This window comes from Chitinophaga sp. W2I13 (genome assembly GCF_050434005.1).
Lineage (GTDB): Bacteria > Bacteroidota > Bacteroidia > Chitinophagales > Chitinophagaceae > Chitinophaga.
Genome location: NZ_JBNPWD010000001.1, coordinates 7,714,346 through 7,737,685 on the forward strand (window position 1 = coordinate 7,714,346; position 23,340 = coordinate 7,737,685).

18 protein-coding genes are annotated in these 23,340 nt (G+C 45.3%); 2 read left to right on the top strand and 16 right to left on the bottom strand.

Annotated elements, in window-relative coordinates:
- Positions 1-121 precede the first annotated feature (121 nt).
- Together QFZ48_RS31370 and QFZ48_RS31375 are read right to left on the bottom strand one after the other, a co-directional pair.
- The gene (locus tag QFZ48_RS31370) at positions 122-790 is read right to left on the bottom strand and encodes a response regulator transcription factor (RefSeq protein WP_079468073.1); all 669 of its coding nucleotides are present in this window, start codon (positions 788-790) and stop codon (positions 122-124) included.
- 48 nt (positions 791-838) lie between these two features.
- On the bottom strand, positions 839-3,940 hold the full coding sequence (locus QFZ48_RS31375) for a triple tyrosine motif-containing protein (RefSeq protein WP_429046714.1): 3,102 nt from the start codon (positions 3,938-3,940) through the stop codon (positions 839-841).
- Between the two features lie 146 nt (positions 3,941-4,086).
- Between QFZ48_RS31375 and QFZ48_RS31380 the strand changes: the two genes are divergently transcribed.
- Entirely contained in the window at positions 4,087-5,190 is a 1,104-nt protein-coding gene (locus tag QFZ48_RS31380) for a WD40/YVTN/BNR-like repeat-containing protein (protein ID WP_429065395.1), read from the top strand.
- 254 nt (positions 5,191-5,444) lie between these two features.
- On the top strand, positions 5,445-7,841 hold the full coding sequence (locus QFZ48_RS31385; protein ID WP_429046712.1) for a glycoside hydrolase family 31 protein: 2,397 nt from the start codon (positions 5,445-5,447) through the stop codon (positions 7,839-7,841).
- A 646-nt stretch (positions 7,842-8,487) separates the two neighbouring features.
- Here the strand turns inward: QFZ48_RS31385 and QFZ48_RS31390 are convergent.
- The 14 genes from QFZ48_RS31390 to QFZ48_RS31455 form a co-directional block, all read right to left on the bottom strand.
- Positions 8,488-9,087: a toxin-antitoxin system YwqK family antitoxin gene (locus QFZ48_RS31390; protein ID WP_429065396.1), complete on the bottom strand. Its 600-nt coding sequence runs from the start codon at positions 9,085-9,087 to the stop codon at positions 8,488-8,490.
- Positions 9,088-9,439: 352 nt separating this feature from the next.
- Positions 9,440-10,351, bottom strand: a complete 912-nt coding sequence (locus QFZ48_RS31395; RefSeq protein WP_429046710.1) for a DUF4382 domain-containing protein — start codon at positions 10,349-10,351, stop codon at positions 9,440-9,442.
- Between the two features lie 615 nt (positions 10,352-10,966).
- Entirely contained in the window at positions 10,967-12,901 is a 1,935-nt protein-coding gene (gene glgB, locus QFZ48_RS31400) for a 1,4-alpha-glucan branching protein GlgB (protein ID WP_429065398.1), read from the bottom strand.
- A 147-nt stretch (positions 12,902-13,048) separates the two neighbouring features.
- Positions 13,049-14,848: a DEAD/DEAH box helicase gene (locus QFZ48_RS31405; protein WP_370911385.1), complete on the bottom strand. Its 1,800-nt coding sequence runs from the start codon at positions 14,846-14,848 to the stop codon at positions 13,049-13,051.
- Positions 14,849-14,971: 123 nt separating this feature from the next.
- Entirely contained in the window at positions 14,972-16,288 is a 1,317-nt protein-coding gene (gene rimO / locus QFZ48_RS31410; protein ID WP_429065399.1) for a 30S ribosomal protein S12 methylthiotransferase RimO, read from the bottom strand.
- 217 nt (positions 16,289-16,505) lie between these two features.
- Positions 16,506-17,387 carry a cupin-like domain-containing protein gene (locus tag QFZ48_RS31415; RefSeq protein WP_429046707.1) on the bottom strand — a complete coding sequence of 294 codons (882 nt, stop codon included), beginning with the start codon at positions 17,385-17,387 and terminating at the stop codon, positions 16,506-16,508.
- Positions 17,388-17,594: 207 nt separating this feature from the next.
- Positions 17,595-18,557, bottom strand: a complete 963-nt coding sequence (gene ftsY / locus QFZ48_RS31420) for a signal recognition particle-docking protein FtsY (RefSeq protein ID WP_429065401.1) — start codon at positions 18,555-18,557, stop codon at positions 17,595-17,597.
- Between the two features lie 360 nt (positions 18,558-18,917).
- Positions 18,918-19,091, bottom strand: a complete 174-nt coding sequence (locus QFZ48_RS31425; protein WP_079468085.1) for a DUF4295 family protein — start codon at positions 19,089-19,091, stop codon at positions 18,918-18,920.
- A gap of 74 nt (positions 19,092-19,165) precedes the next feature.
- A complete protein-coding gene (rpmG, locus tag QFZ48_RS31430) occupies positions 19,166-19,348 on the bottom strand; it encodes a 50S ribosomal protein L33 (RefSeq protein WP_370911381.1) in 183 nt (60 codons plus the stop codon).
- A 30-nt stretch (positions 19,349-19,378) separates the two neighbouring features.
- Complete coding sequence (gene rpmB, locus QFZ48_RS31435; RefSeq protein ID WP_079468087.1) at positions 19,379-19,615, bottom strand: 50S ribosomal protein L28; 237 nt, start codon at positions 19,613-19,615, stop codon at positions 19,379-19,381.
- 192 nt (positions 19,616-19,807) lie between these two features.
- Complete coding sequence (locus QFZ48_RS31440) at positions 19,808-20,395, bottom strand: carboxymuconolactone decarboxylase family protein (RefSeq protein WP_370911380.1); 588 nt, start codon at positions 20,393-20,395, stop codon at positions 19,808-19,810.
- 111 nt (positions 20,396-20,506) lie between these two features.
- A complete protein-coding gene (locus QFZ48_RS31445) occupies positions 20,507-21,061 on the bottom strand; it encodes a peroxiredoxin (protein WP_133810274.1) in 555 nt (184 codons plus the stop codon).
- Positions 21,062-22,071: 1,010 nt separating this feature from the next.
- Positions 22,072-22,800, bottom strand: a complete 729-nt coding sequence (bshB1, locus tag QFZ48_RS31450) for a bacillithiol biosynthesis deacetylase BshB1 (protein WP_429046705.1) — start codon at positions 22,798-22,800, stop codon at positions 22,072-22,074.
- A 35-nt stretch (positions 22,801-22,835) separates the two neighbouring features.
- Entirely contained in the window at positions 22,836-23,330 is a 495-nt protein-coding gene (locus QFZ48_RS31455) for a hypothetical protein (protein ID WP_429046704.1), read from the bottom strand.
- Positions 23,331-23,340 lie beyond the last annotated feature (10 nt).

Sequence of the window (23,340 nt, forward strand, 5' to 3'; positions counted from 1 at the left end):
TTGATTGCTGCTGTGGTATTATCTGTTCACCTGGTGTTCAAACCTAAAGCCGGACACCGGTGAAAAAAATTCAGGGATTTTATTGTTTCTCTTGGAAGCAATAAAATCCCTGAATTACTGATTATCTGTTATAATATTTATTTACAGCATCCGTACGGCTGCGCACGTGCAACTTCTCATAAATATTATGTACATGCCGTCTTACCGTTTCAATACTGATAAATAAGTTGCTGGCAATTTCCTTGTACAAATAGCCTTTCGACAACTGATCCAGGATTTCTTTTTCACGCGTAGTCAATGCTTCCAGTGCGGGATTAGGTTTAGCCTGCTTCTGGAAAAATGCTACCACTCTCCTCGCTATCTGCGAACTCATCGGGGAACCACCATCATACAAATCACGGATGGCTTCGAGTAATTCACCCGGAGATGTTTTCTTAAGAATATAACCACTCGCACCCGCCTCCAGCGCCATAAAAATTTTATCATCATCTTCATACACCGTCAGCATCATAAACTGCATATCAGGATGCTCGCGCTTTAACTGCGCAATACATTCAATACCATTCATGCCACCCGGCAGGTTAAAATCCATCAACACCACATTAGGCATCAGCTGAGGGATTTGCTCCACGGCAGTTTCCGCATTATTGAATGTCCCTACACAGGCATAACCGTCAGAACCATTAATCAGCAATTCCATAGCCGTGCGGATATCATGATTATCTTCTACTATCGCAATAGTGATAGTGTCCATGTTATCCTGGGACTTCTTTTTTGAGTATACCGTCATGTTTAAGAGGAATTATAACACTTAAATGTTATTAAAAACAAATGTATGTTAATTTAGTGGGATATCGAGAAAAACTATTGTTCCATTATTCGAACTGATATCCGCATTTCCGCCAACCGATATCATCCTTTTCTGGATATTTTTTAATCCGTTTCCAAACAATCTTACCTTCTCCTGGTCAAACCCTTTTCCATTGTCCTTAATCATGATCGTCATGTTTTTATGCATCTTCACTTCCACAATTACCTCCGTTGCCTTCGCATGTTTCACTACATTATGCAACGACTCTTTCACTGCCAGGTAAATATTCCTTCGCGTGCCACCACTCAGCTTAATATTTGGAATAGTTTCCGGAATATAAAACTGGTGCGTGATATGTGCATGCTCCAAAAACTCGGCCGCAAAACTTCTCATATAAGCAATCAGGTTAGCCAGCGAATCATTGGAGGAGCTCATCGCCCAGATGATCTCACTCATCTTATCCACCATCTCTCCCGCCGTTTCAGAAATCCGCTCTACTTCCCGCGTCTGCGAAGGATCCTGGATTTTCCGCTTCGCCACTTCACTCAGCAACCGGATAGTAGATAACCCCGAACCAAGATCATCATGCATATCGCTGGAAATACGCGCCCGCTCCTGGTCTACCGCCTGCTCTTTCTCCAGCTTCAGTTTCTCATGCCGTATCTTATAATCAAGATATAGCGTAGAGAAATAATAAGCAATTCCCAGCAGTAATAACAACAGTAAAAACCGGAACCACAGCGACTGCCAGAAAGGAATTTTGATTACAATTTCCAGCGTGGTAGGAACCGTACTCCAGATATCATCATTATTGGAAGCCCTCAACTTAAAAACATAACTGCCGGGATGCAGGTTGGTGTAACGCGCCATCCTGAAAGTACCCGCCTGCACCCAATCCTCATCCGCTCCTTCCAGCTTATACTGTACCTTGTTCTTTAATGGATTGGTATACTCCAGCGGCACAAATTCGATAGCAATAGTATTCTGATTATACGGCAATTCTATTTTCTTCAGCAATGAAATGGCCGTGTCAGATTCATAAGGCTTGTCCAGCACCTCCATCCGGCGGATGATCACTTTGGCATTGGATAAATTGTCCCGGAAATTCTTCGGGTAAAATCCATTCACCCCACGGATGCCGCCAAAAAATAATTGGCCGTCGATGGACTTATAAAACGCACCGGTATTGAACTCATTCGACTGCAACCCATCTTCATAATTATAAGTAGTGATTTCACCTGTCAGCGGGTTAATCTGTGATAACCCTTTATTATGGCTCACCCAGATCCTGTCTTTATCATCCAGCAACACACCATACATGTAATCATTGATCAACTTGGGATTATCATAACTGTTGTAATGCTGCTTAATGCGCCCTGTATCATCCAGAATGAATAATCCTTTGTTGGTAGCCACCAGCAACTCTTTATGCGCATTTTTATTGATGGATTTCACCGTAGTGCCGGGCGCAAGGAATACGTTTTTCCAGCGGGAATCAGCTACTCGCTTTATATATAACGCCGATTTCGTACCCACGTACTGGTTACCCAGGTAATCTTCATAAAAAGCGGTTAGTACTTCATCCGAAAAATTATGCACTACCGCTACTTCGTATCCTTTCTCGGTATTATCAAACATCAGCAGATAGCCGCCATAATTGAAATACAATTGTCCGTTGGTACGCTTAAACAGGAAAGGGAATGGCGCCAGCTGCGTCGGTAAACCCAACGCCGTTACTTTTCCGGTAAGATCCAGGAAAGACTTGGTTTCTACATTGAACAGGCCGATGTGCATCCCCGCAAAGTGCAGCCAGAGCTGCTCTGCATTCTCCCGGCAAATAGCGCCCAGGTCGTTGCCGGGAAATTTTCCGGGATATAATTCATTGGAAATGCGCTCCAGGAATTTTCCACCATCTTCATAAATATTCAATCCGTCCCTCATCAGCCCCACGTACAATTTTCCATCATCGTGCTTGTACACGGCCTGCACCATGTTATGTGTGATATAAGGCGAACGGTAAAGGTTAAATACTTTTTTATGCGGGGAATACTTCTTCAATCCATCGCCATCGGTGCCTACCCACATGTTATCAGCAACATCCCGGTAAAGCCACGACACATCGTTGAACGACCGCGTTTCAAAAGTATTAAAGCTCACAATATGCCGCACAATTTCATTACGCGCAATACTGTAAATCAGCACACCATCGCTTCCGCCTATCCATACATTGCCGTACTGATCCAGCTCAGATACCGCAGGAATAAACGGTTCCCCTTTTTCATTCTTCACATCAAAAACCAGGTCGCTGAATTTATTACGCTGCTTGTTAAAGAGCGTAATATGACCTGCACTGATGATGATCATGGAGTCTTTATTCAGATTGCGCAGCAACGGCTTATCGCCCACACCGGGCAGGCAATAGGTGGAGATGCGGAGATTTTTGATGTTCAGGGAAAAAAGCTCTCCCTGGTCGCCGTTCATCCAGATGGTATTCCCGTCTTTCATCACTACAGAAGGCAATATCCCTCTTTGTACAAACTGCGGCGGATACAAAATGATGCGGCGCGTGGCGTAAGTCGTATTATCCAGCACATAGATACCTTTCATCGGACGCCATACCCACAAGGTGTTGGTGGCCGTATCTTCTCCCAGGATCACAAATTTCACATTATTATCACGTTCTGCGGCATTTACGATAGTAGTATCTTCCAGCAGCTTACTGAAGTTGTTCTTATATTTATCGTACACGCTGATCCCGTTGTTATGGGCCAGCAATAACTGGGAACGGCTGTCTTTATAAAAAGAAAATCCTTTATATCCTTTCAGATCAAAACGGTTGATTACCGCGCGGTTGCCGGTAGATCCGCGGGCTACCAGCTCTCCCCTGCCTTCGCCTGCCTTGTAAAGGGAACTGGGTTTATACCGGTATTCATTAAAGGTATACCCGTCAAAACGGTTGATGCCGTCGCGGGTGGCAATCCACATAAATCCCTGGTCATCCCGGGTGATATCGAATACCGTGCTCTGAGAAAGGCCTTCATTAACGCTATAGCTGTCAAAAATGTATGGTTTGTCCTGCGCATGCAGCATCTCGGAGAAGAGTCCCCATATACAGCATAGGATGAACATTTTTAAGCGATGCGGTTGATGCACTGGAATATTGTTAATGTGTAAGCAGGTTAGGTAATCTGCAAATATATAAATCTGTGTCACACTTTGTAGCAATTTTGTAATTTTCTTCCCGTTAACAGATTGGGAATAAACGAAATACTCTTATGAATACAGTCAACACAGCAGCCGGCCTGCCAGGCTTAAATACAGTACAGTGGCCATTTATCACCTGTAAACAAAGGGTGCTCCGCCGCCTGTTGCTGCTGGGATGTTATACTTTAATATTTGCTTTTCGCCCGGCTGCCTCCCAGGACACGGCAGCCGGTTACCATATAAACATACTAACAGCTAGTCCGGTTCAAAGTATCCGCGGACTGAGCGTGGTAACAGACAAAGTGGTTTGGGCCTCCGGCACCGGCGGTAAGGTTGGTAACAGCACCGATGGCGGTAAGCATTGGAAATGGACCACGGTTACCGGCTGCGATAGCTGCGACTGGCGTTCACTGTATGCCTTTGATGCCCGTAAAGCCATTGTATTGAATGCCGGTGCACCGGCGTTGATTTTTTTAACGGAAGATGGCGGCAATTCCTGGAAGCAGGTATTCTACGATAACAGGCCGGGCATTTTCTTTGATGCCATGCAGTTTTTTAATGAACAGGAGGGCATCGCTATCGGCGATCCGATCGACGGGAAATTTACTGTCATACGGACACATAACGGCGGCCGCAGCTGGAAAGCTGATCCCATGCCCGCTTTGCCGGCCGCTGCAGAAGGGGAAGCCATCTTTGCTGCCAGCGGCACCAGCATGGTGCTGTTGCCGGGGAAGAACGTTTACTTTGCCACCGGCGGCCAGGTAGCCCGGCTTTTTAAAAGCGTGGATAACGGAAAAGCCTACACGATTCCGCTGATACAGGGCAGCAGTACCACCGGCGTGTTTTCCATCGCCTTCCGCGACGCGGCCACCGGGATCGCTGTGGGTGGCGACTATAAGCAGGACACTGCGCGGAAAGGAAACTGCATGCTCACCACCAACGGCGGCCTGAGCTGGGAAGCACCCACAGTACCTCCCGGCGGATACCGCTCCTGCGTAGCCTGGATCAGTCCCCGGCTGCTTATCGCTACCGGCACTTCCGGCACGGATATTTCAGAAGATGGCGGTCAGCACTGGAAAAAAATCGGGAAAGGCTTTAATGTGGCAGCCAAAGCAAGAAAAGGAACAACCGTATATGTAGCAGGAAAAGATATCGGTGTACTGGCAAAACGTTGATCAGGGCCACCGCCAATAAAAAGGTGCTCCTGGAAAGGTGCACTCACTAAAATAGGTTAAAGCAAAAAGTAAATTTATTGATATGAAGTTAATAAGTAATTTATTTACTTGTTAGGATTTTTTGCGAAGCTGCCAATTTAGAGGGTAAACGCCCAAAAAGGAGCATCTAACGCAAAAGGACTATCACTACTCTGATTTTTTTATGTAATTTAAGACCTCGGTAACGCATTACCGCGCATCCAGAAAAAGAGATTATGCAAGTTGAAACCTCGTCAAGTAAATACGGCGCCAAACACTATCCCGATGGTATCAGGGATTGGAAAAAAGAAGGAAATTATTTTTGTTTTTATACTACCGAAACAATTCTCGAAGTAAGGGTAATTGCCGACAAGATCCTCCGCTTCAGATATGCTGCGGAAGGCTCTTTTCAACGGGACTTCTCCTACGCCACCAGCGATACGCTGGAAGAATCACCAATCGCTTTTGGTATAAAAGAATGGGAAGAAACTTTTGAGATCTATACAGATGAATTAAAGGTATTTATTGCACGGGATAACCTCCGTATCACCATTTCAGATAAGGAAGGAAGAGTGATCAACCAGGATGAAATGGGTTATCACTGGCAACACTACCTGCTCAAAGGAGGTAAAATCCAGTATTGCAGCAAGTTAGTGCAGGAAGGGGAATGCTTCTACGGACTAGGCGACAAGCCTACTGAATTGAATCTCCGGGGCAAACGCCTGGAAAACTACGGAACAGATGCCTACGGCTATCAGAAAGATACCGACCCGCTGTACCGGAACATTCCTTTCTATTATGGCCTGCATCATGGCATCGGCTACGGCATTTTCTTCGATAATACCTTCCGCACCATCTTTGATTTTGGTAAAGAAAGGGAAGATGCCTGCAGTTTCTGGGCTCGCGGCGGTGAAATGAACTACTATTTCATTTATGGTCCCGACCTGCTGGAAGTGGCCGAATCTTATACAAAAATCACCGGTACCCCCGAACTCCCGCCACTATGGGCGTTGGGATATCACCAGTGCCGCTGGAGCTACTACCCCGATACCCGCGTAAAAGAAATTGCGAAGGAATTCCGGAAACGGAAGATCCCCTGCGATGTTATTTACCTCGATATCGATTATATGGACGGCTTCCGCTGCTTTACCTGGAATAAGGAATGGTTCCCAGACCCCGCTGGGTTGATCAAAGAACTGGCCGCTGAAGGTTTTAAAGTAGTAGTGATCATCGATCCCGGCATTAAGGTAGATGCCGATTACGCCGTATACCAGGAAGGCATCAAAAACAACTACTTCTGCAAACGCGCCGATGGCGCCCTGATGGAAGGAGACGTTTGGCCGGGCAAATGCGTGTTCCCCGACTACACCAACCCCGAAGTACGGGAGTGGTGGAGCAGCTTGTTCAAAAGCCTGGCCGAAACCGGCGTCCGCGGCGTATGGAACGATATGAACGAACCCGCCGTATTTGAAATGGGCTCTTTCCCGGAAGATGTCCGCCACGACTACGACGGCGAAGAGGTGAGTCACCGCAAGGCGCATAACGTATATGGCCACCTGATGAGCAAAGCCACCGCAGCCGGTATGAAAAAATACCTGATGCCCAACCGCTCCTTCCTCATTACCCGCTCCTGTTATGCAGGCGCACAACGCTGGTCTTCCGTATGGACCGGCGATAACGTATCCAGCTGGGAACACCTGTGGCTGGCCAGCGTGCAATGCCAGCGTTTAGCCGTTTCCGGTATTTCATTTACCGGCAGCGATATCGGTGGCTTCATAGGTGAACCCGATGGCGAACTGTACACCCGCTGGATTCAGCTGGCTGTTTTCCACCCGCTCATGCGAACCCACTCCGCCAGCAATGAAACAGGCTTTAACCAGGAACCCTGGAGCTTTGGGCCGGAATACGAAAAAGTGGTGACTAAGTTTATTACATTAAGATATAAACTGCTCCCCTACCTGTACACTACCTTCTGGCAATACGCTACCCACGGTACGCCGATGCTGCGCCCGCTGGCTTTTGTGGCGCAAACAGATGCCGCCACACACAACTGTTCTCACGAGTTTATGTTCGGCGACTCCCTGCTCATCAGCCATGTAAGCGAAAAAGGTATGCAGGAAAAAGCAGTATACCTCCCCGCCGGAAACTGGTATTATTTCTGGAACGATCAGAAATATGCAGGCGCAAAAGAAATTAAGGTAAAAACTCCCCTCGATGAAATACCCCTGTTTGTAAAAGCAGGCGCTGTATTACCGGAATTCCCGGAAATGCAGTACACCCAGCAAACACCGGTTACGGAAATGCTGCTACATGTTTATTTCGGGGATACAGAAGTAAAAAGCGTATTGTACGAAGATGCCGGCGATCACTATGGCTATAAAAACGGACAATATAACGTGATCCGCTTCAAGCAACGTTCTACCGCGCAACAATTCTATCTTAAAAAGCAATTTTATATCAATTACGAAACAACCTATAAAAATCACCGGATCATTGTGCATGGCCTTCCCTTCAAACCCACTACATTGCTGGTAGACGGACAAGCCATTGCCTTACGCCCGGAAAATATACTGGCAGATAATACCGTGTCATTTGTTGTACCAAGAAGCTTTGAAGAAATATCAATGAAGTAGAAAGATATCTAAAGTGGTAAGAAAAAAAGAAAGGCACTTCAGATAGAGATCTCGCGCCGGTTTCATAACCTATGCCAACTTTAGAACTATAAAAGTAGATGCTAAATATCATTGTACAAAATGTTCAGCGGCGATAAACGCACAATGAACAAAATGAATAAGTTGTTAACGTTGAATTAAGAGTTCCCGAATCAGAAATAAAAGTAAATAGCTTATAGATCTAATCTGAATAAGGATTACAGCTTAAAAAATCAATTTAGCAATGCTTACAAAAATCGTAAAGGCTCAAGGATGATAAATCATCTTTGAGCCTTTCTTACGTTGATGATCATTGTTTATGCTTAATAAAAAATAGACAAAAAGAAAATAGAAGTCAATGCACAAAACACTAAAAAGATAAAAACAGCCCTGAAAAGGATTTCCATCCTGTCAGTAGCATATTCTATTCCGTGTAATTCCTGAGGATTCTCCGCGTGGTTGATAGTAAGGCTTTTCATACAAACAAATTAAAAGGATTCTCAATAAAAAAATTATTGGTGACTTACGGGTTCTATAAGATCACATCCTGTTTGATGAAATTACATAAAAAAAAGCTAAAACGGACAAATCTTTTTGTTCATTTTAGCTTCCAAGCTGTTCACTTTTGTCAGCCCTTCTTTTTGTGCTTGCCGGTATTTTCATGCGGTAACTGCAACGGGGCTTTCTTTACCGCAGGCGCGGCCACCTCGGTACTATCGCCCAACTCATCAGCACTAACGGTTTCGCCCCGCTTGTAATACTCTTTCACCATCTTCCCGGTTTCTTCATCATATAGCTTCCATACCCCGTTACGAACGGAATTACCCAACCTTACAATCTCTGTCGGCGTTTCGGCATTCGTCACCGGATCTATGATCATGATCGTATCCCGTTGTCCTTCAATTTCAGTAGCCAGGAAAGCCCCTTCCTCACTGAGCTTCCCGTTAGGAAAATAATACTTGCAGTAACCATCCAGCACATTGTTTTTATAAGTTTCTTCCGCCAGTAAATTACCAATGGCAGAAGTCTTTTTCCAAACGCCTTCCTTCCGGCCGTTTTTGTAAACGCCTTCCCAGGTATACCCTGGCTCCCCCCTCACTTCTCCCACTTCCTCCACCCAACGCCCTTGCTTACGGTTTTGCGCATCACGCTGGTTCACCTTCACCTGGGCAATCGCCATACTGCAAACACTCAATAATAACAGGTATAAAAACAACAGTTTCTTCATAGATATTACTTTGTCACAAGTTAAATATTTTACGCGCGCGAATTTTGTCTTTCTCGCTAATTACGCTGATTATACTGATTACTTTGATTTTACTTTTGGATTTTATAAAGGATTAAATGAAAAGTCCGGGAAGATATAAGCGAATTTTGTCTTTCTCGCTGATTACGCTGATTATACTGATTTTAAGGATTTTATTTTTTTAGATTTTATAAATGATTTTAATAAAAATTCGGAGAGACATAAGCGGTTATCTTCGCTTACATCTCCCCGAATCTTTTAAAATCAAAAAGTGATCAAATCAGCGTAATCAGTGTAATCAGTTTAATCCTGAGTAAGACAACCTACGCTGCTACTATTTATGCAGCTGGATATTCCCGATCCGCGTGTCTTTCCCGCGCTCTACCTTTACGCCGGTAACGGTGGTGTCCTTATAACCGTTGGAGGCATTTACAAAAACGTTCCAGTCGTCGCCCACTTTCAAACCACGTACCTTATACTCACCGCTTCTCCATGGCAGTGCATATAAAGTGTCGCTGCTGCTGTTATAAATAGAAATCACCGGGTAGGCATCCCATGGGGTTACCTTACCGGAAATACTGCCCATTTTAAGAATGGTGAATACATTAATGTAGGGTTTGAGGATGAATTTTCCGTTCCATGTTCTGATAATAGAGCGTTGTACATCAAAGTCCAGCCACAACTGCAGGTTATCCGCGCTCAGCTCATCCCACTCGTTGTGACGCACTCTCACAATGATCTTCGATTGACCGGAGATCGATTTCACCGGGTAAGTAACACCGTCCTTCACCAGCGAATTCTGGTCGCCAATAGTAATACGGATACGTTCCATTGTTCCTTTCGCTACCACGCCGCCAGCCAGCAGGGTATCAGCTCCGTTTCTTAAAGTTAGCAGGTCATAAACACCAGGGTTAATATCCAATGAATCCCACAACTGGCAGGTATCCCGCCCACTGTTCCGGTCGTGGTCACGGTCCTCATCCCACCAGCAACGGTCCCGGTCGGACCAGTTGTCGTCATCCGTTTTACCGCAGGTGTCCACCAGTACTTCTACACTGCGGATATCCAGTAATACTTTGTCGAAGTAACCCGGATCATCTGATAAATAAAGACTTACCTTTTGTTTATTGTCCGGAATAGGCGTGGTGGAAGCGGAGTTATCCTTTTTACAGGCTCCCGCTAATGTAACAGCAGCCAACACTGCCATCACCAAACCATGCCCCGGTTTGCGGAGAAAGTTTTTCATAAAAAGAACGGTTTTATGTAACTAAATAAAAATATGGACGAATTGATCTGGTTGAAACACTGATACCACATAAAACGTACCACCATCACCGCTTATTGCAACAGGGATCAGATTGCTAATAGACGATGGAAATAAGAGAAGGTTTAATTTGGGGCGGATTTTTTCTTTCTCGCTGATTACGCTGATTATACTGATTACTTTGATTTTACTTTTTTGGATTTTATAAAGAATTTGTGGAGATGTAAGCGGAGGTTGTCTTTCTCGCTGATTACGCTGATTATACTGATTACTTTGATTTTACTTTTTTGGATTTTATAAAGGATTTGTGGAGATGTAAGCGGAGGTTGTCTTTCTCGCTGATTATACTGATTTAGGGGATTTGATCACACGGATTAAAAAGATTTTGGGAAGATAAAGCAAGTATATCCGCTTGTATCTTCCCAAATCCTTTATAAAATCCAAAAAGTAAAATCAAAGTAATCAGTATAATCAGCGTAATCAGCGAGAAAGACAACCTCCGCTTACATCTCCACAAATCCTTTATAAAATCCAAAAAAGTAAAATCAAAGTAATCAGTATAATCAGCGTAATCAGCGAGAAAGACAACCTCCGCTGCTATCGCAGCTTCAATATAGTCGCACCCAAAGGAGGCAAGCGCAAAGAAATCGTATAGTCCCTGCCGTTATACGTCTGCTTAACGGTGCGGATAACACCGGTGTTCACCACACCACTGCCGTAATACTTCGGGGCATCGCTGTTCATTACTTCTTCCCACTCTCCCGCTACGGGAAGTCCCACCAGGTAGTTTTCCCGGACTACCGGCGTCATGTTCAATACCACCAGCAGAATATCGCCGGCTGCTTTTCCTTTCCGCACATAGGCCAGCACACAGTTATCATAATCGTTTACCGTTATCCATTCAAATCCTGCGGCATCAAACTGCTGCTCATATAAAGCGGTAGAAGCGGCGTAAAATTCGTTGATATCTTTTACAAAAGCCTTTAAACCCTGATGGGTAGGATGTTTCATCAGGTGCCAGTCGAGCTCCCCGCGGTAGTTCCACTCGGATGTTTGCCCGAATTCATCACCCATAAACAGCAACTTGGTGCCGGGATGGGTATACATATAACTATATAGCAACCGGAGATTGGCAAATTGCTGCCAGTCGTCACCAGGCATTTTATACAGCATGGGCGACTTCCCGTGTACCACTTCATCATGACTCAGCGGCAGCATAAAGTTCTCTCCGAACGCATACACCAGGCTGAAAGTCAGATCGTTCTGGTACCACTTCCGGTGGATAGGGTCCTTTTTAAAATAATCGATCGTATCATTCATCCACCCCATCATCCATTTCATACCAAAGCCCAGCCCACCCATAAAAGTAGGTCTGGATACGCCATAGTGGGAGGTAGAATCTTCCGCAATGGTTTGCACATCGGGGAACAGCGCATATATCGTTTCGTTCAGCTTCTTCAGAAAACTGATGGCTTCCAGGTTCTCATTACCACCCACTTCATTCGGTTCCCATGCGCCTCTCTCCCTGGAATAATCCAGGTGGATCATCGATGCTACTGCATCTACACGGATGGCATCTACATGGAACCGGTCGAACCAGAAAACGGCATTACTCAGTAAAAACGATCGCACCTCGTTCCGTGCATAGTTGAATATATAACTGTTCCAGTCAGGGTGATAACCCTTACGCATATCCGCATATTCATACACATGCGATCCGTCGAAGCGGAACAGTCCATGCGCATCATATGGGAAATGTGAGGGCACCCAGTCAAGTATCACACCAATACCGGCCAGATGGAAGGCTTCCACCATCTCCATAAAATCCTGTGGCGTGCCATACCTGGAAGTAGGTGCAAAGTAACCAGTGATCTGGTATCCCCAGGAACCATCAAAAGGATGCTCCATAACGGGCATTAATTCTACATGGGTAAATCCCATTTCCTTTACATACGGCACCAGCATATCGGCTATTTCCTGGTAGGAATATACGCGCTCCGGATCAGAGGGATCGGGGCGGCGCCAGGAACCGAGGTGTACCTCGTATACGGCAAAAGGACTGTCGAGTGCATTGTTTTTCCGGCGATGATCCATCCATTTCTTATCATCCCATTCATAATCAAGCGGGTATACCACCGATGCTGTTTTAGGACGTACCTCCCAGTGATTGGCGTATGGATCTCCCTTGATCAGCTCTTCCCCGCTGTTGGAACGGATAAAGTATTTATAGAGGGAGCCAGGCTTTACACCGGGTGCAAAACCTTCCCAGATGCCGGAGCTATCCCACCGGGGGTAAAGCGTATGGGTGTAATGATCCCATCCGTTAAAATCCCCCATTACTGCTACAAATGCCGCGTCCGGTGCCCAAACGGCAAAGTACGTTCCATGGGCGCCTTCCACCTCCATCGCATGGGCGCCAAACTTTTCGTATAGCCGGTAATGTGAGCCTGCCTGGAAAAGCGTTATATCACTGGAAGAAAAAAGAGTAAATGGTTCTACGTACTGTAAAGCGCGATTTGTATCTCCGGTCATAATAACGTGTGAATTGGGTGTCTTGATTAACAAGATAGTTTAAATTTGGGAAAATGACCTATACAATGAAACAGATATTTACATAAAAAGAAAAAGGTGCCCGATGGACACCTTTTCTCTTTTTATATTGCTATTCCGTTTTGCGGATTAGTATTTTTTCTTGTATGGAGGTTTGCCACCGCTGCCGAAAGACTCACGTCTGTCGCCACCGCTGCGGCTACCACCTGTGCGGCTGCCACCTTCTGCACTCCAGCTTCTTTTACGCGGACCATCTTCACGACGCGGGCCACGATCGCCTGCGCCGGCACCGGTGCGGGGACGTCTGTCGCCATCCTGGGACATTTCTATCCTCACGCTGCGGCCGTTATATTCCACTTTCTTGAAAGCTTCGGTTACTTTAGGCAGTTCTTCGTTCTCTACTTCAAAGAAGGAATAAACACCCTTCAGATCGATACGGCCGATTTTATTGCCACGCAGACCGGTATTGTCGCACAGGTAACGGAGCATATCGCCGCGGTTGAAATCATCTACTGAACCCAGGTTGATGAATAAACGGGTGAATTTGCCATCGCTTCTGCGCGGACCTCTGTCATCTCCCAGTGTACCGGCACGTCTGTCGTCTTTTGCATTCAGATCAGGCGCATCCTGGTAATATTCAAGGAACTGGTTGAATTCGAGGGAAGCAAAACGTTTGATCAGGTCTTCCTTGCTCATGGAGGCAAACTCTTCGTTGATGCGTTCCATGTAAGGCTCAATCTGCTCTTCGTTCACTACTACATTATGTACTTTATGCACCAGGCCAAACAGCTGTTTTTCACATACTGCGAAACCGTCCGGTACTTCAGACTTTACAAATTTTTTCTGGATCACACGTTCAATCTGGCGGATCTTTCCGGTATCACGGCTGCTGATGATAGCAATAGAGATACCTGATTTACCAGCACGGCCGGTACGGCCACTTCTGTGTGTGTAGTTTTCCACGTCATCCGGTAAATCGTAGTTGATTACGTGTGTTACGTTATCCACGTCGATACCACGGGCAGCCACATCTGTAGCTACTAATACCTGCAGCGCTCTTTCGCGGAAGCGTTTCATCACCTTATCACGCTGCTGTTGGGTTAAGTCGCCATGCAGGGCATCTGCATTGTAACCGTCCTTGATCAGCGATTCTGCAATTTCCTGTGATTCAATTTTGGTACGGGTAAAAACGATACCAAAAATTTCAGGGTTGAAATCCACGATACGTTTGAGGGCCGCATATTTTTCACGCGGGCGCACTACGTAGTATTCGTGTTCTATATTAACGTTACCGCTGTTTTTGTTACCTACAGTCAGTTCAAACGGATCCTCCATGTATTTCTTGGCGATACGGCGAACTTCCGTTGGCATAGTAGCCGAAAACAACCAGGTAGTTTTACCTTCAGGGGTGTTAGACAGGATGCTGTTGATGTCTTCCTGGAATCCCATGTTCAGCATTTCATCTGCTTCATCCAGGATAGCATAACGCACATTGTCGAAATTAACCGCACCACGGTCAATGATATCCAGTAAACGGCCGGGAGTAGCCACTACAATGTGTACTCCTCTTTTCAGTTCACGCAGCTGCTGAACAATGCTGGAACCGCCATATACCGCTACGATGCTCACATCGCCAAGGTATTTGCTGAAGTTTTTCAGATCATTGGTGATCTGTAAACAGAGTTCACGCGTAGGGCATAAGATCAGTCCCTGTGGTTTATTTATTTTCAGATCCAGTTGCTGCAGCAATGGCAGGCCAAATGCAGCAGTTTTACCGGTGCCCGTCTGGGCAAGACCTACGAAATCGCGGTCACCTCCTAACAATACTGGTATTGCCTGTTCCTGGATGGGAGTTGGGGAAACGAAGCCCAGGTCCGTAATTCCCTTTAAGATAGGCTCTTGTAAGCCCAGTGATTCAAATGTAGTCATATTTGCATTAATCAAGCTCCGTCGGGAGCTGTGTATATAGCTTCCAGCAGTGCGCTGTCAGCTGTTAAAAATATTATTTCAGCTTCCAGCGGTTAGCTATCGGCTGTTGGTTACCTTCAGTGATTAGCTGTTGGTTACCAGTTCTCCTTCGAGGTCGTAATCAAACGCCTTGGTGATACGTACTTCTACAAAGTCGCCCGGTTTCAGGCGTTTGGTAGTGTCAATGATCACTTCGTTGTCTACTTCCACCGAATCAAACTCGGTACGGGCAAGGTATCTGCCTGCCTCTTTTTTATCTACTATTACTTTAAAGATCTTCCCTATTTTCTCCTGGTTTTTTTCCAGGGAGATTTCCTGCTGTACTTCCATTATTTCCTGCGCCCTGCTCTCCTTTTCTTCTGCTGGAATATTATCTTCCAGTTCATAGGCGCTGGTTCCTTCTTCATGACTGTAGGTAAACACCCCTACACGGTCAAAACGCATTCTTTCCAGGAAACCTTTCAGTTCTTCCACGTCCGCTTCCGTTTCACCGGGGAAACCGGCAATCAGGGTGGTACGTAAACAGATACCCGGTACTTTGGCCCTGATGTCATGCACCAGCTGCTCAATTTCCTCCCTGGTAATCTGACGCTTCATGGCCTTCAACATGGCATTGGAAGCATGTTGCAGCGGCATGTCAATATACTTGCAGATATTTGGGAACTCGTTCATCACATCCAGGATCTCCATCGGGAATTTGGTGGGATAAGCATAATGGAGACGAATCCATTGCAGTCCTTCCACTCCGGCCAACGCACGCATCAGGTCTCCCAAACGGCGTTGCTTATACAGGTCCAAACCATAATAGGTAAGCTCCTGCGCAATGAGCATGATTTCCTTTACACCGGATTTCACCAGTTTCTGTGCTTCGGTTACCAACTCCTCAATAGGTTTGGAAACATGGCCACCCCGCATCAGCGGAATAGCACAAAAAGAACAGGTACGGTTACAACCTTCTGCTATTTTCAGGTAAGCATAATGAGACGGGGTACTCAGTAATCTTTCTCCAATCAGTTCTGCTTTATAATCTGCATCAAATTTTTTCAGCAGCAATGGCAATTCCATGGTTCCGAACCAGGCATCCACTCCGCCGATCTCTGATTCCAGGTCACCCCTGTAGCGTTCACTCAAACAACCCGTTACGTATACTTTATCCAGTTTACCACGTTGTTTCAGCTCTACCTGCTCCAGGATGGTGTTAATCGATTCTTCTTTGGCCTTGTCAATAAATCCGCAGGTGTTCACCACCACAATGTTATGATCGCGTTTTGCACTTTCATGCACCACATCGATTTCATTAGCCATGAGCTGACCGCTCAGTACTTCTGAATCCACCATGTTCTTGGAACAACCAAGCGTAATAATATTAACCTTGTCTTTCTTTAAAGTTTTTGTCTTCAAGCGCGAATGTTTTTAAACAAGCGGTCAATCATTTGTTGAGCCGCTACCGCCACGAAGACACACAGACACTGATTGAATGTAACAGCAGACTTACTGTATGTGACTTGAGTCTTAGTGGGGGTTAAGGAAGGTGCAAAGGTAGTAAAAAGAATTGACAATTGGAAATTAATGCTAAGTAACTGTTGACTAGCTACTTAGCATAACGTTGAAACCCAGGTCAGCTCAGCGTTTGTATGGCCTTGTCGGCACGTTCGCGGGCCTTCTGCCGTTTATAATGGTACCACCACTTGGGGGCCATCCTGATCATCAGGTTATTCATTCCCCGCAGGCCCACCAGGTGATAAAGCCCGTTTAGTTTATTGACGAAAGAAGGATCCAGCGCCCGGAGACTCATGGCGAAACCGCCATCCAGGTACTCCATATGATGCCAGTAGCCCGCCGGCATAAACATCGTGTCCCCGTGGTTCAGGATAGTAGTATATCCCCGCGCATGTTTCAGCGCCGGAAACTGGTCCTGGTCCAGCTGCTCATGCCAGTTGACGAAGTTCGCAGCGCTCTCTACGGTAAAAGGCATCCGGTAAATAAGCGGCGACTGATTATTCTCCAGCAACAATACCCGCTTACGGCCAATAAACTGTGTATGGAAAATGTGTGAAAGGTCGATGTCGTAATGCATATGCGCCACCGAACCGGCGCCGCCCACAAATAACATCGGGTATTTCTTCAGAAACCCGGAGGCAAATTCATCCGGGAAAGTAAAATCTTCCACCAGCTGGGGAGCATGCTGAAAAATGTTGAACAGGAAGATCCGGAGCGCTACCGGTCCCTGTTGTATCATATCGAGGTATGCCCCGAAAGTAATATAATCATCTGCTCCGTTGACAAGCGTATTCTCGTTGGCGCGCTCATTATTATATACCCCAACCGTCTTGTCTCCGACTATCGATTTGAAATAATCCCATGTCCACTTGTTGTAGGCCGGCCAGTGCTGGCTAAGCGCCGCCGCCGGTATAATTACAGGTTTACGTGGCTGGTAATAGTTCTTCTTGAATTCCGCTGGTGTAATATCTTCAACTCGATCTATGTGCTGTACTATCATACTTACGAATTGTTAAAAAGGGTACAAAAAGGGAACAAGTATTCAAATTTAATAAATGCAGTGCTATTTATAATTACAAACGAAGCGCTTTAATGTTAATCAAATAACGAGCCGGGCTCCTGTTGGGAGCCCGATTGTTTCACCTAAAGTAAAATATTAAATAAGATTTGTGCCAGTTGTTAATTAACATTCACAATAAACAGAAAATCAGACATTTACACTGAATAGCGAATCTACGAAAGACTCTTTATTAAACACCTGTAAATCCTCCATTTTCTCACCGATACCAATGTATTTTACCGGTATTTTAAACTGGTTGGCAATGGCCAGTACCACACCACCCTTCGCAGTACCATCCAGTTTGGTAATAGCCAGGGCTGTTACCTCTGTGGTAGCTGTAAACTGTTTAGCCTGCTCCAGCGCATTCTGCCCGGTAGAACCATCCAATACCAACAACACTTCATGCGGCGCGTCCGGGATCACCTTTTTCATCACCCGTTTAATTTTTCCCAGTTCATCCATCAGGTGGAGTTTGTTGTGCAAACGGCCGGCGGTATCTATAATAATTACATCCACATCTTTAGCGGCCCCGCTCTGTACCGTATCAAAAGCCACCGCGCCCGGGTCAGATCCCATTTGCTGCTTTACAATCGGTACCCCTACTCTTTCACTCCAGATAGTCAGCTGATCCACTGCGGCTGCACGGAAAGTATCCGCAGCACCCAGCATCACCGACTTACCCGCTTTCTTGAAATTATAGGCCAGCTTACCAATGGTGGTGGTTTTGCCCACTCCATTTACGCCTACCACCATGATCACATAAGGCTTCTTACCGGCCGGTATATCGAAATCACGGAAACCACTATCAGGGGCATCTACCAGCAACGCTGCAATCTCTTCCTGCAACATTCTGTTCAACTCACTGGTTCCCAAATACTTATCTTTAGCTACCCGCTGTTCGATCCGGTCAATGATCTTCACAGTCGTGTCTACGCCAACGTCCGCAGAAATAAGGGCGTCTTCCAGGTTATCCAATACTTCAGTGTCTACACTGGACTTCCCTGCAATGGCGCGTCCTATTTTACTCAGGAAGCTCTCTTTGGTTTTTTGTAAACCCTGATCCAGATTTTCCTTCTTCTCCCTGGAAAATAGTTTATTGAAAAAGCTCATAGTTTAGATTAATTGGGTCCGGTACATCCCGGTTTTTTGGGTGCTAAAATACGCGAAAATTCGCGGATTTTGTCTTTCTCACTGATTACGCGGATTTTGTCTTTCTCAGGATTACGCGGATTATACTGATTTAGGGGATTTGATCACTTTAGATTTTAAAAGATTTTGGAAGATATAAGCGGGTATACGGATATACCCGCTTATATCTTCCAAAATCTCTTTAAATCCTTTATAAAATCCAAAAAGTAAAAATCAAGGTAATCAGTATAATCAGCGTAATCCTGAGAAAGACAAACTCCGCATAACGCAAAAAGCTGTCCCTTAACAGGACAGCCTTTCAGTATTATTAGTAAAGCCGAATTACTTTTGGGTCATGTACTCCTGGATCTTATCCTTGTGCACGATTGCTTCCTTAAAAGTATAAGCACCGGTTTTAGGAGAGCGGATGGCTCTGATAACCTTAGTCCATACCTTTGATTCAGCTGCTGCTTTAGTATCTTTTACTTTCGCGTTCTTTGAAGCTACTTTTGCCATGGTATTCTATTGTTTTTATGGTCCAATGGCTAATTGGCAGTATGCTAATACAGCCATTCACCATCAACAATTACTTATTTAATTTCTTTGTGTACAGTCACTTTCCTTAAAATAGGATTGTACTTTTTCAACTCCAGACGCTCAGGAGTATTTTTCTTATTCTTGTTAGAGATGTAACGGGAAGTTCCGGGTTTGCCAGAAGCTTTGTGCTCTGTGCACTCCAGAATTACCTGTACTCTATTACCTTTTTTTGCCATTGTGTATTACAAATTAAGTGAGTCTTAGAATTAGATTGCCTGACCAGCTGCACGCAATTCCTTCACAACTGCATACAAACCTCTCTTGTTGATGGTTCTTAAACCGTCAGCAGAAACTTTCAATGATATCCATTTGTCCTCTTCTGCCAGGAAAAAACGTTTCTTTTGCAGGTTAGGAAGAAACCTTCTGTTCGTCTTAATGTTGGAGAAGGAAACATGGTGACCTGTAATCGGCTTCTTTCCTGTCACCTGACATACTCTTGCCATGATCTAAAAATTTAGGAATGCAAAAGTCCAATTTATTTATGGATTTTGCAAATATTATTAAATGAATTTATTCACATATGCTTAAAAGACACGCGTGAAAAGCGGCTTCTTAAAATGTGAACACAATGCAAAATATTGATAACCATCCAGTTATCAGGCAAATTTACATCTGTCTTTTGCCGAAAATATTTTTTACAACAGAACGATCAGGCTACGTAAAACGGCTCCCAATCTTACCGATTCCAGCACTCTTTGCTGATCGGTTCCATGTTTCAACAACGCTTCTTCGTGCGAAGTTACACACATTTCACAACCATTCAGCGCAGACACCACCAGGCTCAGCAACTCAAAAAACTCTTTCCCCAAAACCGGGTTCGCCATAATGCTCATCCGGATACCCGCAGGAGTAGTCGTGTAAAACTCCTTGTTCACAAAATGCCTGAAACGGTAAAATACGTTATTGGCACTCATGAGGGAAGTACAACTGATTACCTCTGCAATCTCCTTGTCGGTTGCGCCTTCCTGCACCGCCAGCTTCTCAAAAGACGCCTGCAGATCCGTATGCTTCTCATTTACCGCCACGGCCAGCCCGATCATATACGCCTCTTTCTTCGACAATGTAGCCGCCGCCAGGGAATTGGATACATTGATCTTCAGATCCTTCAGGTAACGCGCATCCACGTTTACAAGCGACTGCAGCTTTCCTGAAACCGAATCCGCCGTTAAACCCACTGCTTCCAGCAATTGAACAGCCGTATCCTGATTTGTAGTTGCAAACATAATATCTAATTTTTTTATTTAATAATTTTATTACCGGAAGAAGTTGTCCCGCCACGCTTATCCCGGCAGGACAACCCTCTTTCTTAATAAAACCGTAAATGACTTGATTCATTAAGCTGTCAGCGTAGCTTCACCCTTCGTCCAGTTGCAAGGGCACAGCTCATCTGTTTGCAGCGCGTCCAGTACACGCAGTACTTCTTTCACGCTACGGCCTACAGACAGGTCGTACAAAGAAACCCAGCGTACAATACCCTGAGGATCTACAATGTAGGTAGCACGGTAAGCCACTTTTTCATTGGCTTCCAGGATACCCAGCTCAGTAGCAAGGGATTTGGAAGTATCCGCCAGCATAGGGAACTGCAGGCCACGCAGATCATCATGATCTCTTCTCCATGCAGCATGCACAAACTCACTGTCAGTAGATGCTCCGATTAACACCGCATCACGATCAGCAAAATCCTGCGCATGTTTGTTAAATTCAGCTATTTCAGTAGGACATACAAAAGTAAAGTCTTTAGGCCACCAGAACATCACCATCCATTTGCCGGAGTTCTTCAGTTCTTCAGAAGACAATTCATAAAATTCTTTACCTTTTTCAATTGATACTACAGCCGTTTTTTTGAATTCGGGAAACTCTGACCCTACGGATAAGATAACATTTTTCATAATTACTAATTCTCTTTTTGATTTACAGACTAATGATTTTATGCTTTGACGGCGCAAAGATCACATTACATTCATTATTAATCAAATAGATTTTAAAAATGTGGTATTGAGTTTCTCTATATATATGCCTTTCCCCTGCGGCAGGGCGGGCAACAACAAACATGGCAACTATAAGGAAAAAAAATGTTCCGGACTTAACATTTTTATGCTATTTCTGTAACATTTTGGCACGTTATTTAGTTATATAAGTGGACTTTTTTTAATCAATTTAGCATGGAAATGAAGAAAAAATACTTTTTACTGGTGGTTATCACGATTGGACTTGCTTTGATCCCGTTTATTAAAAACAGCATCATCAAACACGATGAATTCGACGCTACCCGAGATCTGTTCATTTAGTGTTTAGCGGGTCCCATTGACCGTTCCTGAAAACGCCCCAAAGCGGGGTCGGACTTTTATACGCCGGTAAGTACTGATGCGACCGGCCTGCACTCCTGCCCCCTCAACTTTTCACAACCTTACTCAGCGGCTGAACTGCCGCCAAACATATCGTCACTTTATCATTAAAAAGAGATGGGCAGACCATAGCGGATATCCCCGCCGTTGTCTTCCCATCTCTTCCAAATGCATAAACAGCCCTATCAAATTCCCCGCTAACCCAAACCAGGCAATGGTTTCCAGATCAAGTCCACATCACCTCCAGGTGACCTCCATCTTTACTGCATGTCAAAGGCTACTCCTAAGCATGTCCCAGGCGTGTTAGAGCCATTCTCCAGCGCAGTCCCCCGCGGATGTTGTCTTTCTCACTGATTACGCTGATTTTACTGATTACCTGGATTTTTATTCTTTGGATTTTATAAAGGATTAAGGGAGATATAAGCGGATATTCGCTCTTATCTCCCTCATTTATTATTAGATATTATTAAATCTTAAAATCCAAAAAAATCCAAAAGTAAAAATCCAGCTAATCAGTAAAATCAGCGTAATCAGTGAGAAAGACAAAATCCGCGTCACGTCGTTTCGCTAATCATATCCGCAAAATTTCGGATACCGATCATCTTGGCAGACGTATATCCCTCGGCATACTCCACCCCCACCATCTTACCCAGCATTTTTGCACGGTAAATAACGCTGTCGAAAAAGCCCGAACCCGAAATGTAGGTTTGCGGTTCATGATCTTTCGGCGCCAGGAACTGTGAACTGAAGCTTTTAATCGCATCCAGCTTCTGCTCCATTACGGCACTGATATCTATTACAAAATCAGGCTCATGATAACGGTCCTGCAGGAAATGAAAAACCTGCTTCGGACGCCACGCGTCCTGCGTCTGCCCGTCTGCCATAGTTTCTATCTTTCTTAACCCTGCCAGGAAACAACTGTCGGCAATCAGTTTGCCGGCCCTTCCGTGGTCAGGATGACGGTCGTCCATTGCATTGGCCAGCACGATGTCCGGGCAGTACTTACGGATCGCCGTAATGATCGCCATTTGCTCCATCGTATCGTTTCTGAAAAAGCCGTCAGCAAGTCCCAGGTTCTCCCTTATTTCCAGTCCCATGATCTTTGCAGCCGCCTGCGCTTCCTGTTCCCGCAGCTCCGGGGTACCACGGGTGCCCAGTTCCCCCCGGGTGAGATCCACCACGCCCACCTTCATTCCCTGACGCGCATGCACCATCAGTGTGCCTGCACACCCCAGCTCCACATCGTCGGGGTGCACGGCTATAGCCAGTATATCTAGTTTCATATGCTGTAAATTGAGGTGCAAAGATGGGAAAATATTTAGTTATCTGAACTGGTGATAACGATCCCGGCTTTCCGGTCCATCACCTGGTACTTATCCTGTACCTCTTTCTCAGAAATAACCCGTACAGAACGGAAGGTTTTCGGGTCTAAGGTCATCAAACCGGTTTCATTGGTAGGCGTAACCGGTTTGCCGTTTACGATGAAGTAAAAGCTGCTGTCGTTCCCGTATTTCCGCAACAAACTGTCATATGCGGGGGATTCATTGCTCAATAACACATTCACCCTTTTACGGGCAAAGGGTTTCGTTTCTATATATATCACGCCGTTCTCCGCCTGGTTGCCATATTTCAGCACAGCCTTGGCGCCTTTGGCAATGGTGATCACGCCAATACGGTCGGGCGACACCTGCCCCATGGCCGACGGCGTCACGATCACGCTGTCCAGCACGTACACGGGATCGTCACTGGCTACCTGTGCCATCGCTCCAACAGAAATAAATAATAAGCTGATAAGTAAGATCCTTGCTTTCATAATAAGCCCT

Coding starts and splice junctions, on each gene's coding strand:
- QFZ48_RS31425 (WP_079468085.1), bottom strand. CDS start 19,091: ATGGCAAAAGTAGCTTCAAAGAACGCGAAAGTAAAAGATACTAAAGCA.
- QFZ48_RS31440 (WP_370911380.1), bottom strand. CDS start 20,395: ATGTTTGCAACTACAAATCAGGATACGGCTGTTCAATTGCTGGAAGCA.
- QFZ48_RS31405 (WP_370911385.1), bottom strand. CDS start 14,848: ATGACTACATTTGAATCACTGGGCTTACAAGAGCCTATCTTAAAGGGA.
- rpmG (WP_370911381.1), bottom strand. CDS start 19,348: ATGGCAAAAAAAGGTAATAGAGTACAGGTAATTCTGGAGTGCACAGAG.
- QFZ48_RS31385 (WP_429046712.1), top strand. CDS start 5,445: ATGCAAGTTGAAACCTCGTCAAGTAAATACGGCGCCAAACACTATCCC.
- QFZ48_RS31380 (WP_429065395.1), top strand. CDS start 4,087: ATGAATACAGTCAACACAGCAGCCGGCCTGCCAGGCTTAAATACAGTA.
- bshB1 (WP_429046705.1), bottom strand. CDS start 22,800: ATGAAACTAGATATACTGGCTATAGCCGTGCACCCCGACGATGTGGAG.
- QFZ48_RS31455 (WP_429046704.1), bottom strand. CDS start 23,330: ATGAAAGCAAGGATCTTACTTATCAGCTTATTATTTATTTCTGTTGGA.
- QFZ48_RS31445 (WP_133810274.1), bottom strand. CDS start 21,061: ATGAAAAATGTTATCTTATCCGTAGGGTCAGAGTTTCCCGAATTCAAA.
- QFZ48_RS31395 (WP_429046710.1), bottom strand. CDS start 10,351: ATGAAAAACTTTCTCCGCAAACCGGGGCATGGTTTGGTGATGGCAGTG.
- ftsY (WP_429065401.1), bottom strand. CDS start 18,557: ATGAGCTTTTTCAATAAACTATTTTCCAGGGAGAAGAAGGAAAATCTG.
- QFZ48_RS31415 (WP_429046707.1), bottom strand. CDS start 17,387: ATGATAGTACAGCACATAGATCGAGTTGAAGATATTACACCAGCGGAA.
- QFZ48_RS31370 (WP_079468073.1), bottom strand. CDS start 790: ATGACGGTATACTCAAAAAAGAAGTCCCAGGATAACATGGACACTATC.
- rpmB (WP_079468087.1), bottom strand. CDS start 19,615: ATGGCAAGAGTATGTCAGGTGACAGGAAAGAAGCCGATTACAGGTCAC.
- QFZ48_RS31375 (WP_429046714.1), bottom strand. CDS start 3,940: ATGTTCATCCTATGCTGTATATGGGGACTCTTCTCCGAGATGCTGCAT.
- glgB (WP_429065398.1), bottom strand. CDS start 12,901: ATGACCGGAGATACAAATCGCGCTTTACAGTACGTAGAACCATTTACT.
- QFZ48_RS31390 (WP_429065396.1), bottom strand. CDS start 9,087: ATGAAGAAACTGTTGTTTTTATACCTGTTATTATTGAGTGTTTGCAGT.